Raw genomic sequence first — 13,743 nt, forward strand, 5'->3', positions numbered from 1 at the left:
AAAAAACTATGAGTTTTTTGCCCTAAAGCTGACAACTCATAGCTAGCTCCCTCTATCCTAGCTTAGCAGATAAGGTCTCTGCAAAAGCTTCTAATTTCTCAATGTCCTCATCTTCAGCTGCTAGGTCGACTTTAACACTCTCAGCGCCTTTTTCAGCACCTGTTTGTGCAAATTGTTCTTCAAAGTCATCAACAGCCTTACAGAAATAATCGTAGAAGGTATCTCCAGAGCCGACCACACCGTAGATTTTCCCTGATAAGTCAAGGTCTGCTAAATCTTCGTAAAGGTCGACAATCTCGTCTGGCAGGTCACCATCGCCATAGGTGTAAGTGGCTACAATGGCAAGGTCTGCGTCCTCAAAGTCACTAGCGTCAACGGTTGTACACTCATCAACCTCAACGTCGTGTCCGAGTTCTTCTAGTTTCTGTCCGACGATATCTGCGATTTCTTCTGTATTACCAGTCATGCTGGCGTAAATAATTTTTGCTAAAGCCATAAGTTCCTCCCTATTATTAGCTCTATTTTAGCATAATTTCAGTTGATTTGACAGTTTATTTTAAGAAAGGCTGATAATTTTCTAAAAGTTTCGCTTTCAACGCTTCTTTTTGGTCTTGATTGATAAAGGCAGCGTCAAGCGCCATTTGATTATACTCTAGAAAATGAGCCACATCAACCCCAAAATAATCGTGAAAGAGCTGGTATTCCTTTGCTAAGGTGGTATCAGACACGGTGCGGTTGTCGGTATTGATACTGAGTTTAGCGCCAGCTTTGACCAAGTCTAGATAAGGAAAATCAGCTATTGTCTGTGCGGCTTTGGTTTGGAGATTGCTGGTTAGACACAGCTCTGCAGTCACTCCAGCCTTGACAAACTCTTCTAAAATCTCTGGCTCTTGGCAAATAGCTGTCACATGTCCCATGCGTTTGATACCTAGTGCAATGCTGTCTGTGATGTGGTTTGGACAGCCACACTCACCAGCGTGAAAGGTCATAGGATAACCTAGCGATTGCGTGTAGGCGATGAGTTCTTTAATCTTTTCTGGAGGAAAACCGTGCTCATCTCCAGCAAAGTCAAAGCCCACAAAACCATCAGCAGCCAGCTCTGCTATTTCCTCAAAAAGCGCTTCGGTAAGTGTCACGCTAGACTGACGCATGCCACAAGCTAGACACTTAGCAACGATACCAAACTCCTCTTGGGCGTCCTTGAGACCCGCGACCACGCCTTCTATGGTTTCCTTGGCAGTGAGCCCCTCATCCATTGAGAGCTCTGGGGCAAATCGTACCTCGATATAGAGGACATTTTCACTAGCAGCTTGTCTCGCCACGTCATAGGCAGCTAGGCGCAGCGCTTCCTTTGTCTGCAAGAGCGGACGGACAAAGTCAAAGATTTTGAGATAATCCACTAGACTAGTCGCATCCTTAGGAGCGGTGATACACTCTTTTAAATCAGCGTCACTCTCTGGAAGCGTCACATTCGCCATTTTAGCCAACTTACGAATCACAGGAATGGACAAAGAGCCATCTAAATGACAATGTAGTTCTGCTTTTGCTAAAGCGTGAAAATCAATCGCACTCACACTATATCCTCCGTCTCAATAGTATATTGTTTCTATTCTAACAAAAATAAGGATTATTTCAAGGGGAAAACTGCTCAAATGAGGACTTCTCTCATAATATCCCGCTCTATTTGTGGTATAATGAATAAAACTGCTAGTTAGAAAAGAGAATTGTATGTTTCAAGAGATTTTAGCACAAATACAAAACTATCACACCATCATCATTCACCGTCACATGAAGCCAGACCCAGACGCTCTGGGTAGCCAAGTAGGGCTGAAAGAGATTATCAAACATAATTTTCCAGATAAGCGAGTCCTTGCAACGGGCTACAACGAGCCTAGTCTGTCTTGGGTGGCACAAATGGACGAGGTAGCCGACAGCGACTACAAGGACGCCTTGGTCATTGTGACAGATACAGCCAACACTCCTCGCATTGACGATAAGCGCTATACCAAAGGGGCATTTCTGATCAAGATGGACCACCATCCAAACGATGATGTCTACGGTGACATCTGCTATGTGGATACGACTGCTTCAAGCGCTAGTGAGATTATCTGCGATTTTGCACAGACCGTTGGACTCAGTCTGTCTGATGAGGCAGCACGCCTGCTCTATACGGGGATTGTCGGAGATACAGGACGCTTTCTCTACCCTGCAACAACTAGTAAGACGCTTGCTATTGCAAGTTTTCTGCGCCAGTTTCAGTTTGATTTTGCCGCTTTGTCACGTCGGATGGATTCATTTTCACTTAAGGTAGCAAAATTGCAGAGCTACGTCTTTGACCACCTCGAGATTGACCCAACTGGTGCTGCTCGTGTGCTCTTGACGCAGGAAACGCTCAAACATTTTGATGTGACTGACGCTGAGACGGCTGCTATTGTTGGTGTGCCTGGAAAGATTGACAGCGTTGAGACGTGGGCAATTTTTGTGGAGCAGGCTGACGGGCATTACCGTGTGCGCCTGCGTAGTAAGGAAAAAGTCATCAATACCATTGCTAAGCGCCATGACGGCGGTGGACACCCCCTAGCTAGCGGTGCCAACTCCTACAGCCTAGCTGAGAATGAGCAGATTTTCCAAGAATTAAAGGATTTATTTGCCTAGAAAAAAGCCATTGCTTTTAGCAATTGGCTTTTTATAAGGTCTCAAGAGCGACCAGTGTCACTAGCGTAGCGTCATAGTAGGACTGTCCAGACAGCTTGGTCATGAAAATATAGCGATTTTCCTCGACCAATTTTTGATAGTCTGTGTTTTGGCTGCCAGCATAAAGCAGCGGCGCTGAAAAACTACCCGCATTTTGCTTGGTGAGGGCGTGTCCTGCTAGGTCGTAGCCAGCGTAGACATGGTTTTTACTCATGAAAAAGGTCATCATCTTGCCTAACACCTGCTGACTTTTAGCGTCCTTGCTGTGGGCTAGATTGTAAGGCAGACGACAGGCGTTGTAAGAATAACTGCCGTCAAATTCATTTGCTACGTCATTACTTGAAGCGACCTTGACATTGCCGTCCTCCAGCCAAATAAAGTCAGGCACTAAGCCCGTCTTGACCTTTTGACTAACGAGGGTCAATTTGTCAAGCATGTTATCCTTGATAGTCAGCCAGCGCTCGTCTCCTGACAGCTCATAAAAACTGCTAAATTGCTCAGGAAGTACATCTGATGTTCGGACGAGGTTGTAATACTTGCTGTCTTTTGTCGCCCAATTGCCTACCGTCAGCACTTCCTGCGTGCTGTTGTAATTATAGACCAAGATGTCGGCAAGCAAGCGCTTCGCTTGCTTTTTATATTCCTCATCATTCCAAAGCTTAGCCGCTCGGATAAGCGCATAGGCGATGTAGAGGTCGCCGTCTGTTGCGTTGCTTTTTTGTGAGGTCTCTTTTTGCCCAGAGATAATTTGTCGCCAAGACATGAGCTGACTGCTTCCATCACGGTGGCTGAGATAGTAGTGATAGAGATGATTAAACTGACTTTTGCTGGCTAATCCCTCCTCGGCTGCCTCAACAGAAATCAACATCCCATATCCCTGCGCCTCCGACAAAACCACGTCTTTTGTCTCGTCGTTTGTCGTTTTGATGTAGGCTGTATCACCCTTTGTCACCAAAAATCGTTGCGTCCATTCCTTGTAAAGGTTGGACTTTAGCACTTTGTCGTTGGTCTGTCTCGCTCGTAGAAAAATCACAGAAAGTAAGACCAGTGCTACTATAAACCAAATAAATCTAAATTTCGTTCTCCTCATAACTTCCTAACCTGAAAAGCGTTTTGTTTTCACCCATTTTGTCCCGTCACGCTGGAGCACCTTGTCTAAGGTGAGCGATACAAGAGCGTCAATGGATACGATAATAAATAACTGTGAATAGGTAAAATAAGCAAGCAAGGCTATCCAAAGCTGGTGAGACGTTGCCTGCCCAAATTGTGTTGCCATCGCTAGATGAATCTGCAAAAGGTAAATCAAAATCATCAGTAGCCAATTAAAAAACAACATCTGCTCCAAATAAAGATTGCTGCCGTTAAAGGTAAAAGGCAGAGTCACCTCATCGTTAAATTGTCTGACAACAAGTGTGATAAGATTAGACGCAAAGATGATGTTTGATAGGACAATAGCGGCATTGAACCAGAAGAAGGTACAAGTGTAGTAGACAACTTCTAGCTTGACCCGCCAATTGCTGGGTCTAAAGAGATGGCGAATATTTTTGAAAACCACCTCGTAATTGCCTTTTGCCCAGCGTTTTCTCTGCATGTAGTAGGTTTTTAGCGTCTCTGGCTCTTGCTGAAAAGCTTCTGAATTGTAGGCGAGAGCGATGAGTTTGCCTTTTTCCATAATCTTAAAGGAAATGTCGGTGTCCTCTGTCAAAGCTCCCGAACTCCAGCCACCAATACTCTCAACAAAAGCCTTTTCAATGAGAAAATTCGTCCCTGGAATACGCCCAATTTTAAACAAATGCCAACTGCCCACATGCTGCACACGCTGTGTGGTGATGATTTCTTGATTGATAAAGCGGGTCAAGAGATTTTGCTTAGCGTTGCGAGTTTTATTGCGCCCAAAAGCAGCCACATAGTCGTCTTTGTTTTCTAAAATCTTTTTGACCAAAAAATAAAGTGCATTTGCTTCTGGCATAGCGTCTGCGTCGTAGACAGCGATGTAGTCGCCCTTTGCTAGCTTTAGCGCATCGTTTAAGACACCAGCTTTTCCGCCTGTGCCTTGACGCTCTATTAGGCGAATGGTGTGACCTTTATACTTGGCGTCTGCCTTGACACGCTCCATCTCTGAAAAGGTCGCATCGCTACAGTTATCTGCAAAGAGCAAAACTTCCATGGAGTCTTTTGGATAATTCATCTCTAAAATCGCTCGCATGGTTTTTGCAATGACCACTTCTTCATTGTGCGCAGGCACAACAACACTAATCATCGGATATTCTTCTAGTGGCGATAGGTCAACGTCAAATCTGCTGTGCTTGAGCCAAAAATGGGTGGCAGAAGAAAGAGTCAAGAGCGCCCAAAAAAGCGACAGCCAGATAGACACCAAGGTCACTATGATAGAAAGCTGACTAATCATGCTTCACCGCCTTAAAGTGATGATTGACCCGATTGTAAATCACTAGATAACAAATAGCGAGCACGCAAAAATTCAGCGCAAAGAGGATACTGACAATCCACACCAGAACATGAAATACCTCAACTAACATCTGCTACTCCTTTCAATATTCTATGATTAAGTCGGTCTCTAGCATGCGCTTTAACAAATGCTGTACTTTTGAAAAGGACATCGTATCCGCTTCAAATGAGCTCCTCATACTCATAACAGCACTCTGGTATTGCAGGCTGTGATGACTGCTTTTATTGATAAACAGCTCTGCTTGCAATTGAGGCAACAAGGTTTGACGGATAAGTTTCTCATAGTCCTTACTATCGTCTGTCGATAAAATCAAAAAATCACCGTCTGAGAGATAGTAGACACTGTCTTCTAAACCGACAAAGCGCTCTAGAGTATCCGCCATGTGCTTAATTATACGGCGATATTCCTTGGAGTGCACTTGATAAAAATAGTCATTGTGCGCCCAATGAACGAGACTAATTTGCAGGTGACTCCCTGAAATTCTCGTCTCCTCAAGCAAGACCTTATAGGCAGCTTCAGCCTGCTTTTCCTTTGTAGTGACCTTAGAGACTATCGTGTGGTAATAAGCCACCAAGCAATTGCCTAGTGTCAATGCCAAGGGAAAGCTAATCACCAGCAAAAAAAGAGACATGCCTGCCATAAAGCTCACACCAGACAACAAAATCATGACTGCAAGGGCTATTGACAAAAGCGTCAGCCACGCAACTAAGAGCGTACTCAAGAAAAGATTGCTCACTAAAGCCAAGGCAAGTAGGCAAAGCAAACTCGACAAAAAAGGCTTATCCACCAAAAAGTCATAAATGAGCAAAAACAGTAATCCAGCCGATAAGACCACACTCTCTATTAACAAATGTCTTTGCTTATTCATCACTCACCCCACTTGCAAAATCTAGCGGGCGCTCTGCTCGTCCAAAATGATAGGCGAGTGCCTGTGTGATACGCTCTGACGCACAGCCATCTCCATAAGGATTTTGCGCCCTTGCCATGCGGTTGTAACACTCTCTATCACCTAAGAGCTCTCGCATAGCGCTTTTAATCGTTTCCTTGTCAGTACCAACTAAACGCAAGGTGCCTGCCTGCACGCCTTCTGGGCGCTCTGTTTCCTTACGTAAGACAAGGACAGGCTTACCAAGTGACGGCGCTTCTTCTTGCACACCACCTGAGTCGGTCATGATGAAATAACTGCGCCGTGCGATATTATGAAAGTCAACCACATCAAGCGGTGAGATGAGATGGATATGCTCAACGCCATCTAGCATCTGCTTGGCTAGCGCTTGCACATTAGGATTTGGATGTACTGGAAAGACAATCTCCAAGTCCTCATACTCTGCACTCACCTCATAGATAGCCTCAAACACCTCTTTCATGGCGTCACCGTGACTTTCTCTGCGGTGCATGGTCAATAAAATAAAGCGTTTATTGCTATCAAGTCTATCAAACAGCTCATGGTGATAAGAGTCGCTGACAGTCAGAGACAAAGTGTCTATCACTGTATTTCCCGTCACAAAGATAGCATCTTTGTTTCGTCCTTCTTGCAGGAGATTAGCTCTACTCTTAGCAGTCGGTGCAAAGTAAACATCACACATAGCGTCGGTCAGCTGACGATTCATCTCCTCTGGACAGGGTGAGAGCTTGTCCCAAGTGCGAAGCCCAGCCTCGACATGCCCCAGCTTAATGTGATTGTAAAAAGTCGCTAGACTAGCAGCAAAGGCTGTCGCTGTGTCACCATGAACCAAAACCATATCAGGCTGTTCTTTTTTGAGCACAGCGTCCATTTTTTCAAGAATGACTGTCGTCACATCCACCAAACTCTGGCGCTCACTCATGACATCCAAATCATAATCAGGCACTATTCCAAACACCTGACACACTTGGTCAAGAAGTTCCCTGTGCTGTGACGTCACCACAACCTTGGTCTCAAATAAATGTTTTTCCTTTTTCAACTGAAAAATTAAAGGAGCCATCTTAATGGCTTCTGGTCGTGTCCCAAAAACAACCATCACCTTCAAACGTTTTTCAGAAGACATAATGACCTCTCTTTCATTTGTTTATAATGTTATAGTAACAACCTCTTATTGTTACACAAGTTTATTTTAATAAGATGAAAAAGAGATTGAAAACATTAAAATAATATTAAACTAATATTTCATTTATTTTTGGAGTGACTTTTTCTTATCCGTCAAAAAATTCGCTAAAAAGACTTGTCAAGTCTGGCAAGTTTTGATAGAATGTAATAGTTAATAAACTATGGCTCACAAGAGCTATGGCAGAAAGGAAAATTGTTAAACATGAAAAAAGATATCCATCCAGAATATCGTCAAGTTGTCTTCATGGACACTACTACTGGCTACAAGTTCCTTAGCGGTTCAACAAAATCTTCTAAAGAAACTGTTGAATTTGAAGGTGCTGAATACCCACTTATCCGTGTTGAAATCTCATCAGATTCACACCCATTCTACACAGGTCGTCAAAAATTCACTCAAGCAGACGGACGTGTGGATCGTTTCAACAAAAAATACGGTCTCAAATAAGAAACCGCATTTATCATCTGAAAACGTTGATATTAAGCCATTTTCGAGAAGTCGAAATTGGCTTTTTTTATTTTTAGTACCGTTTTTGGTACCGTCTTGGAAAATTAATTATTTGACTTTTTGAGATAATCAGCAAATTTTTTTATTGTCTGTTCTCCTCCTGCTTCTGTGGCATGACTGTAGGTATCTAATGTCATTTGACTACTAGCATGACCTAACCGCTTGGCAGCATTAACTGGGTCTACTCCTACTTCTATCATTAAGGTTGCATGAGTATGCCTAAACCCATGAGGTGTGATTTTCTTTAAATTATGTTTATTGATAATACGCTTCAATATGCTGTTGATATAATCTTGATACAAAGGCTGTATTTTTCCGTCTCTATCAACAAACGTAAACATATAATCATTATCAATTAATGGAGTAACTGAAAGTTGCCCTTTTTCTTTTTTACTTTGCTGTTTCCATTCTTTTAAGATAGAAACTGTCTCAATATCTAAAGGAATTTGACGTACTGAAAATCTATTTTTAGTACTTTTTTCGACTGCTTTTCCTTTTATCCGCCCTAAATTTTTGGTGACAGATAATATCTGTTTATCAAAATTCATATCAGACCACCTTAAAGAGTAAAGCTCACCTTTCCTTAAACCGCTATAAGCTAATAATCTAAATAAAGCATAGTTCTTATAAGGTTCTTCCGATTTCACAATACCTAAAAACTCGTGTAATTCATCAACATTGAAAAAATTATCAGACTGTTTTTGCTCTCTTTTAGGTAAGGTAACGTCTCTCATAGGGTTCTCAGCAATCAATTTCATCTTAACCGCAAAGGAAAAAACTTGACTAGCATAAGATTTTATTTGCTTAATATTTCTAAAGGTCTTTCCTTTTTCCGTAATAAACTCCTGGCATTGCCAAGGAGTTATTTTTGAAATTGCAACATTTCCTAGTGTTGGTAAAATATGGAGCCTAAAAATATCATCAGTACGAACGCTTGTCGTCCTCTCTACGGTATCTTGATACGTTCTAAACCATTCTTCAAAAACTCCCTCAAAACGTCTCTCAGAGGCTCTGAGAAGCTCTGAGAGCTCTCCTGTTGATTTTTTATGATAAATCATAGCTTCATGTTCTTTTGCTTCTCTACGTGTTTTAAAACCGCTTTTAAAATAATCATGACGTTTTCCGTCAATCACTCGGTAAATTCTAACTTTGTAAAGATAGCCTGTTTTAGACTTTTTAGCCTTGTACTTAATAATAGACATTGTAATTTCTCCTTTATTTTTTAGGTTTCGAAGCTTATAAAATAAAGAAATTACGAGTTGTTACAATTATTTTTTATGCTTTTCAGCCATTCTTCTTTTGTATTCGTCAGAGTTCTCCCATGCTTGCCATACGTAGTGATAAGGTGAGTCTTCTCCCCCTGACTTGTTAATCAGAAAAGGAATTAGTCCTTGTTTTTCGTCGGCTATAAATTCCTTAATAGCTTTAACCAAAATAGGGTTGAAGTCTTTTTTACTTGCTAGGAAATCAATATAGTCAGCTAATAATTCTGACTGATTGATTTCCTTAAGTATGATAGCTAATTCATCACCAAAAGGCGTCCATTTGGTGATTTTATTGTCTATGCTACTTTTTCCTTGAAGTATCTTGGCAAAACCTTTCAGAACTTCTTTAGGTGCTCCTGGGTCTATGAGATTAGGATTATCATCAAGCCCTAGTAAGTAAGGGATAGAGACACCGAAGTAGTCGGCAAGGATTTTGGCATTCTCTTTCTTTGGTGTTCTAGTACCCTGATTATAATTACCTAATGTTGAGTAACTAATGCCTGTTTCGTGACTTATTTCAGTCAAGCTTTTCTTACTTTCTTTTACAAGAAATTGAAAATTTGTCATTTACGTATTCTCCTTTTTGAGACATTATAACACAAATTACACAAAAAGAGAAAAAACTGTTGACAAAAACCCAAAAAGGGTTTAAAATAAATACAAATTACACGAAATGAGTAATTAATATTCGAAGCTTATACAATAAAGAAAGGGGTCAACTATGGCTTACACACTAGAAGAACAAGAAACGTTTGTCCGATTTGACGCACTGGATAATGATTTTAAGAAAAAGGAGAACCTGCAAATGGCAGAAGAATTCATTTTACAATTACCTAAACGAAAAGAAAAAGAGCTATTAGCTCGCTACGATAACATGGTACAAACCGCCATTGAAAAAGCCCTTGAAGATAAGGAACTTTATAAGCCAATGGTTCGCATGTCTGGTTTATGCCGTTGGCTAGACGTTTCAACGACTACTATTGCAAAATGGCAAAAAGAAGGCATGCCCCATATGGTTATTGACGGAGTCACTTTATACGACAAACATAAAGTTGCTCAAAGAATTTATGCCAAAGCCAGTTTTCCAAAACACACTTTCATTTGTCAATAGCTTAAGCCCAATAGGGTTAGCTAAGACAGTTGTTAGGCAAGTTAAAAATCTTGTCGACAAAAATAGCTAGTATCACTTTTATGCCGTGAAAGCTACTTGATAGCAAGCCATGCGATTTAGACTAAATTTGACGAGTTGTCAGACTGAAGAGCTGACAACCGACAAATTAGAAAAAAATAGCATGGGTTACTTGCTGTCAAGTAGACCATGGAATAAATTTTTTAATGCAAGGAGTACATAAAATGGCAAATAAGGAAGTCTTTTACTATTTTCATCATGACTTATCAAAAAAAGATAAAGGTGGCATAGAGCCAATATATACTGGTAAGAATCTTTTATTTCTGCTTTGGTGGGTTTATTCCCATACTGAAGTATCTGACAATCTACAAATTGATAGGTCAATATTTGAAGTGCCAGAATTTACTAATTTTCACGATAATAGCTTACAGCTTTATCGTATTAAGAATGAACTGGCTAATTATAATATCAGATTTGGATATGATATTGACCCAAAAGATAAGTCAAAGATGATGATAGGCATTTTACCAACTAATGAAGAAGATTATATTGAAGGGTATCAAGAGTTTATTGCTGATATCTCCAATGCTAATACTCGTTATGCCATTTATCACAGACTAATAAAAACAATGGATACGATGTTACCTATTGAACATATGAATGTCTATAAAAGACTTGCAAAAGATAATAAAAAGTGATACTTTAGAAACAAGTTGAGACTGAGTTTGAGTTGGTGACAACTCATTCAAAGAATTCTCTTTGTGAGAATTAGGTAGAGGTGCTGCCCCTGAGTTTCCTCAGTTAAATCCCCGAAGGGTTCTCAGCTTTTACTCTAGGAGAAAGTGGAGTGATTGGTAACAGTTTGCTCAAAGGTATTGTTTATCAATACAGGGTCGGCTCTGCCTTGAGATTATCTAAACAGCCCGAACTAATTTTGCTCCTAACTAAAATCACCTTAAAAGCCTTAGTTTTACTACTAAGGCTTTTAGATTGCTATTTGAACAATTTTACATAATCACTTCGAGTTGAGACAATATGGGTAATGATAACTTCCTTTTTTTCATCATCAACAAAATATAAAGCTATATAATCTTTCCCAATTGTTAAACCTCTGGTTTTATGACGTTTATCTAAAGTTTTTCCAAATCTTTCATCAGCATCAAACCCTACTTCAGGAAAAATCTCTAAAGCACTTATTTTTTGCATGATATTATCAACTACTTTTTTCGCTGATGTTTCTGACTTGAAATTATTAATTATATATTCTTTTATTTCTACCAATGCTTCCAAAGCACCAGTGTTATAACTCACTTTATAATCCAAGACGTTTTCTCACCTCTTCAGCTGAATAAGTATTTACACCAGCTTCATAATCATCTATAGCCTGCTTTATTTCTCCTTGAAGTTGTCTAAATAACTTCTCTTTTTCTAGTTCTTCTTCGTTCAACAAGTCAATTTCATTAGTAACAACAACATTTTGTAGAAATAATCTTAAAGCATGTGATAATGTCAAATTCTTTTTATTTAAAACTTCTTTAGCCTCACTTACTAATTCTTTATTAGCTTGAAAAGTGACGGCTCTATTTTTTTCTGCAACTACCATTTATGTAACTCCTTTATGTAATTTATTTAATTATCTCATATATATAAAAAAAGTCAATAAAAAAGGCTCAACATAATTGAGTGAGATTTCATTATTTTATAAGCTCCGAAACTTAATATTTTTGGTACCTTTTTGGTACCGTATATATTTATAAATACTTAATGTATATAAAATTTTTTAAAATTAAAATCCGTTAACCCCTTATTTTAAAAGGTATTTGCCCATATCATATATAATTTTTGGATAATACGGTCTCAAATAAGCAAAACCATTTGCTACTTAAATGTGCTAATACAAAACTCGTTTCTTCTACGGAAGCGAGTTTTTTTATTCTACCTACCAAAAAAGACTAGAAGCATTAACTTCTAGTCTTTTAGATTCTCTTTAGTGAGCTACCATTTCTTGGGCAATGTCGTGTCCTGAGAGTTTTTCAGGATAGTAGGTTGGCCAGTTGTCCATTTCTTTTAGGACGTCGTCTTGGCTGGTACTGCCCCAGAAAAGGTGGAAATGCGCAGCTGTTTGTGGCTTGATACCGTGGTCGCTGAACTGGACATACTTGAACTCGCCAGCGTCTTTATCCTCTGTTTCAAAGAGGTAGCGAACACCTCGATTGCCTTTTTTATACTTCAAGATTTTGTAGCCGACATATTTGTAGGTAAAGGTTTTCTTTTCACCATTTTGTGTAAAGGTGATGGTGTTTTTGCTACCATCAATGCTGATGTTGGTGACATCTGTCTTGTAACCTGTGGTGTAGTAGGCTTTGTACTCTTCGGCAGTCTTGTCCTTGTTGAGCTTTGCCTTGTAGTCCCAGACTTGGTCAAGTGTGCCATCCTCAAGATAAGGATAAACAGACTGCCAATTACCACTCCAGTCAGACAGGGTGCGATTTTTAACAGCACTTGTCTTGAAGTAGCCATTTTCAACTGTTTTTTCGCTTGCGTCAGACTCTGCCTTAATCTCTTTCCCCTTGACAGATGTTGTCTTTTGAAGGGCTTTGAGGTTTGATTTCATGATAGAGATGTAAGACTCGCCAGCTTTTTCTTGCTTGCTGGTTAGGCTCTCAATAGGGTTGAGCACTGCTGTTTTGACACCTGCTTCATTCGCCAGGGTTTTAGCGACTTTACTTGAGGCTGTTTCCTCAAAGTAAATGTACTTGATGTCGTATTTTTTGATGTATTTAGCAAGCTCTGCTAGACGTTTTGCGGTTGGTTCTGTCTCAGGGCTGACACCTGTGATAGCGATTTGATTGAGCCCGTAGTCAAGGGCAAGGTAAGAAAAGGCTGCGTGCTGTGTGACAAAGCTCTTTTGTTTAGCTTTTGAGAGCGCTGTTTCATAACTCTTATCCAGTGCTTCTAGCTTGGTGATGTAAGCGGCAGCATTTTTAGTAAAGGTCTCTTTCTTGTCTGGATAGGCTTTAATCAAGCCGTCACGGATATTTTCAACGACGGTTTTGGCACGTTTTGGAGAGAGCCAAACGTGTGGGTCATAGGCGTGGCTGTGGCTTTTGCCGCTTTCTTCGTGCTCTTCTTCGCTACCAGCTAAAAGGAGCATATCCCCTGTACCTTTGATAAACTTCGAGTTGTCGCCGACTGTCTTCTTGACAGAGCTGACCCAAGTCTCCATGTTATCATCCATGTAGACAAAGCTGTCCGCCTTTTGAATCTTGGCAACGTCCTTTGTGGAAGGCTCAAAATCATGCGGTTCTGTTCCCGCCTTAATCAAAAGAGACACGTCTCCCTCATCTCCCATGACTTCCTTGGTAAACTCGTAGACAGGGTAAAAGGTGGTCACTACCTTTATCTTATCATCTGCGTGGCTCGTTTTGCTAAAGGCAAGCGACACGCCAAGAACCAATGTCATAGCAGTCAGTAAGCATACTAATTTCCTTCTCATGGTTTTCCTTTCCTCATTAGGTCAAGTATATACTTAACTAGTTAATTGTTTACTGGTTAATTATATCATGATTTTTGGAAATTTCAAGCCCTGATGTCAAA

General features: G+C 40.4%; 16 protein-coding genes and 1 pseudogene. 5 read left to right on the forward strand and 12 right to left on the reverse strand.

Translation table 11 applies throughout. The annotated features are described in order from the left end of the window. Positions 1-52: 52 nt before the first annotated feature. The gene (locus tag G5B60_RS06925; RefSeq protein WP_164683358.1) at positions 53-496 is read right to left on the reverse strand and encodes a flavodoxin; all 444 of its coding nucleotides are present in this window, start codon (positions 494-496) and stop codon (positions 53-55) included. Positions 497-551: 55 nt separating this feature from the next. Continuing rightward, positions 552-1,574, reverse strand: a complete 1,023-nt coding sequence (gene add / locus G5B60_RS06930; RefSeq protein ID WP_164683359.1) for an adenosine deaminase — start codon at positions 1,572-1,574, stop codon at positions 552-554. 154 nt (positions 1,575-1,728) lie between these two features. Here add and G5B60_RS06935 point away from each other — a divergent pair, with 154 nt between their 5' ends. Beyond that, complete coding sequence (locus tag G5B60_RS06935; protein WP_164683360.1) at positions 1,729-2,655, forward strand: DHH family phosphoesterase; 927 nt, start codon at positions 1,729-1,731, stop codon at positions 2,653-2,655. 31 nt (positions 2,656-2,686) lie between these two features. Here the strand turns inward: G5B60_RS06935 and G5B60_RS06940 are convergent, their stop codons facing one another. From G5B60_RS06940 to wecB, 5 genes are read right to left on the reverse strand one after another with little or no spacing between them, the layout of a single operon-like run. Next, positions 2,687-3,784: a glycosyl hydrolase family 8 gene (locus tag G5B60_RS06940; protein WP_164683361.1), complete on the reverse strand. Its 1,098-nt coding sequence runs from the start codon at positions 3,782-3,784 to the stop codon at positions 2,687-2,689. 6 nt (positions 3,785-3,790) lie between these two features. Next, positions 3,791-5,101, reverse strand: coding sequence for a glycosyltransferase family 2 protein (locus tag G5B60_RS06945; RefSeq protein WP_164683362.1), 1,311 nt, complete (start codon positions 5,099-5,101; stop codon positions 3,791-3,793). Beyond that, on the reverse strand, positions 5,094-5,231 hold the full coding sequence (locus G5B60_RS06950) for a hypothetical protein (protein WP_164683363.1): 138 nt from the start codon (positions 5,229-5,231) through the stop codon (positions 5,094-5,096). Before G5B60_RS06950 ends, G5B60_RS06945 begins: the two co-directional genes overlap by 8 nt. Before the next feature lie 12 nt (positions 5,232-5,243). Continuing rightward, positions 5,244-6,029 (reverse strand): hypothetical protein, encoded by a 786-nt coding sequence (locus tag G5B60_RS06955; protein ID WP_164683364.1) that lies wholly within the window; start codon positions 6,027-6,029, stop codon positions 5,244-5,246. Further along, the gene (gene wecB, locus G5B60_RS06960; protein WP_241154512.1) at positions 6,022-7,188 is read right to left on the reverse strand and encodes a non-hydrolyzing UDP-N-acetylglucosamine 2-epimerase; all 1,167 of its coding nucleotides are present in this window, start codon (positions 7,186-7,188) and stop codon (positions 6,022-6,024) included. The genes G5B60_RS06955 and wecB overlap by 8 nt, the downstream gene beginning before the upstream one ends. A gap of 261 nt (positions 7,189-7,449) precedes the next feature. Between wecB and G5B60_RS06965 the strand changes: the two genes are divergently transcribed. After that, a complete protein-coding gene (locus G5B60_RS06965; RefSeq protein ID WP_115269015.1) occupies positions 7,450-7,692 on the forward strand; it encodes a type B 50S ribosomal protein L31 in 243 nt (80 codons plus the stop codon). Positions 7,693-7,796: 104 nt separating this feature from the next. Here the strand turns inward: G5B60_RS06965 and G5B60_RS06970 are convergent, their stop codons facing one another. Beyond that, on the reverse strand, positions 7,797-8,954 hold the full coding sequence (locus G5B60_RS06970; protein WP_164683365.1) for a site-specific integrase: 1,158 nt from the start codon (positions 8,952-8,954) through the stop codon (positions 7,797-7,799). 66 nt (positions 8,955-9,020) lie between these two features. Next, a complete protein-coding gene (locus tag G5B60_RS06975) occupies positions 9,021-9,584 on the reverse strand; it encodes a helix-turn-helix domain-containing protein (protein WP_164683366.1) in 564 nt (187 codons plus the stop codon). A gap of 238 nt (positions 9,585-9,822) precedes the next feature. Here G5B60_RS06975 and G5B60_RS06980 point away from each other — a divergent pair, with 238 nt between their 5' ends. The 3 genes and pseudogenes from G5B60_RS06980 to G5B60_RS06985 all read left to right on the forward strand — a co-directional run bounded on the left by G5B60_RS06980 (position 9,823) and on the right by G5B60_RS06985 (position 10,844). After that, positions 9,823-10,128, forward strand: a complete 306-nt coding sequence (locus G5B60_RS06980) for a DNA-binding protein (RefSeq protein WP_164684227.1) — start codon at positions 9,823-9,825, stop codon at positions 10,126-10,128. Continuing rightward, positions 10,073-10,198 (forward strand): annotated as a pseudogene (locus tag G5B60_RS11475) (plasmid recombination enzyme); the annotation flags it as partial. The gene G5B60_RS06980 and the pseudogene G5B60_RS11475, both read left to right, overlap by 56 nt. Before the next feature lie 172 nt (positions 10,199-10,370). Beyond that, positions 10,371-10,844 carry a hypothetical protein gene (locus G5B60_RS06985; protein WP_164683367.1) on the forward strand — a complete coding sequence of 158 codons (474 nt, stop codon included), beginning with the start codon at positions 10,371-10,373 and terminating at the stop codon, positions 10,842-10,844. A 295-nt stretch (positions 10,845-11,139) separates the two neighbouring features. Here the strand turns inward: G5B60_RS06985 and G5B60_RS06990 are convergent, their stop codons facing one another. The 3 genes from G5B60_RS06990 to G5B60_RS07000 form a co-directional block, all read right to left on the reverse strand. Continuing rightward, a complete protein-coding gene (locus G5B60_RS06990; protein ID WP_164683368.1) occupies positions 11,140-11,469 on the reverse strand; it encodes a type II toxin-antitoxin system RelE/ParE family toxin in 330 nt (109 codons plus the stop codon). Continuing rightward, a complete protein-coding gene (locus G5B60_RS06995; protein WP_013642908.1) occupies positions 11,459-11,749 on the reverse strand; it encodes a hypothetical protein in 291 nt (96 codons plus the stop codon). Before G5B60_RS06995 ends, G5B60_RS06990 begins: the two co-directional genes overlap by 11 nt. A gap of 384 nt (positions 11,750-12,133) precedes the next feature. Next, positions 12,134-13,642 (reverse strand): zinc ABC transporter substrate-binding protein AdcA, encoded by a 1,509-nt coding sequence (locus G5B60_RS07000; RefSeq protein ID WP_164683369.1) that lies wholly within the window; start codon positions 13,640-13,642, stop codon positions 12,134-12,136. Between the last annotated feature and the right edge of the window lie 101 nt (positions 13,643-13,743).

Source organism: Streptococcus hyointestinalis (genome assembly GCF_011039275.1).
In the GTDB taxonomy this organism is placed as follows: Bacteria; Bacillota; Bacilli; order Lactobacillales; family Streptococcaceae; genus Streptococcus; species Streptococcus hyointestinalis_A.

What these genes read in the sequence shown, in the direction of transcription:
- G5B60_RS06940 (WP_164683361.1), bottom strand. Translation starts at nt 3,784, where the DNA reads ATGAGGAGAACGAAATTTAGATTTATTTGGTTTATAGTAGCACTGGTC.
- G5B60_RS06925 (WP_164683358.1), bottom strand. Translation starts at nt 496, where the DNA reads ATGGCTTTAGCAAAAATTATTTACGCCAGCATGACTGGTAATACAGAA.
- G5B60_RS06995 (WP_013642908.1), bottom strand. Translation starts at nt 11,749, where the DNA reads ATGGTAGTTGCAGAAAAAAATAGAGCCGTCACTTTTCAAGCTAATAAA.
- G5B60_RS06945 (WP_164683362.1), bottom strand. Translation starts at nt 5,101, where the DNA reads ATGATTAGTCAGCTTTCTATCATAGTGACCTTGGTGTCTATCTGGCTG.
- G5B60_RS06970 (WP_164683365.1), bottom strand. Translation starts at nt 8,954, where the DNA reads ATGTCTATTATTAAGTACAAGGCTAAAAAGTCTAAAACAGGCTATCTT.
- G5B60_RS06965 (WP_115269015.1), top strand. Translation starts at nt 7,450, where the DNA reads ATGAAAAAAGATATCCATCCAGAATATCGTCAAGTTGTCTTCATGGAC.
- G5B60_RS06935 (WP_164683360.1), top strand. Translation starts at nt 1,729, where the DNA reads ATGTTTCAAGAGATTTTAGCACAAATACAAAACTATCACACCATCATC.
- G5B60_RS06980 (WP_164684227.1), top strand. Translation starts at nt 9,823, where the DNA reads ATGGCAGAAGAATTCATTTTACAATTACCTAAACGAAAAGAAAAAGAG.
- G5B60_RS06975 (WP_164683366.1), bottom strand. Translation starts at nt 9,584, where the DNA reads ATGACAAATTTTCAATTTCTTGTAAAAGAAAGTAAGAAAAGCTTGACT.
- G5B60_RS06985 (WP_164683367.1), top strand. Translation starts at nt 10,371, where the DNA reads ATGGCAAATAAGGAAGTCTTTTACTATTTTCATCATGACTTATCAAAA.
- wecB (WP_241154512.1), bottom strand. Translation starts at nt 7,188, where the DNA reads ATGTCTTCTGAAAAACGTTTGAAGGTGATGGTTGTTTTTGGGACACGA.
- G5B60_RS07000 (WP_164683369.1), bottom strand. Translation starts at nt 13,642, where the DNA reads ATGAGAAGGAAATTAGTATGCTTACTGACTGCTATGACATTGGTTCTT.
- G5B60_RS06950 (WP_164683363.1), bottom strand. Translation starts at nt 5,231, where the DNA reads ATGTTAGTTGAGGTATTTCATGTTCTGGTGTGGATTGTCAGTATCCTC.
- G5B60_RS06955 (WP_164683364.1), bottom strand. Translation starts at nt 6,029, where the DNA reads ATGAATAAGCAAAGACATTTGTTAATAGAGAGTGTGGTCTTATCGGCT.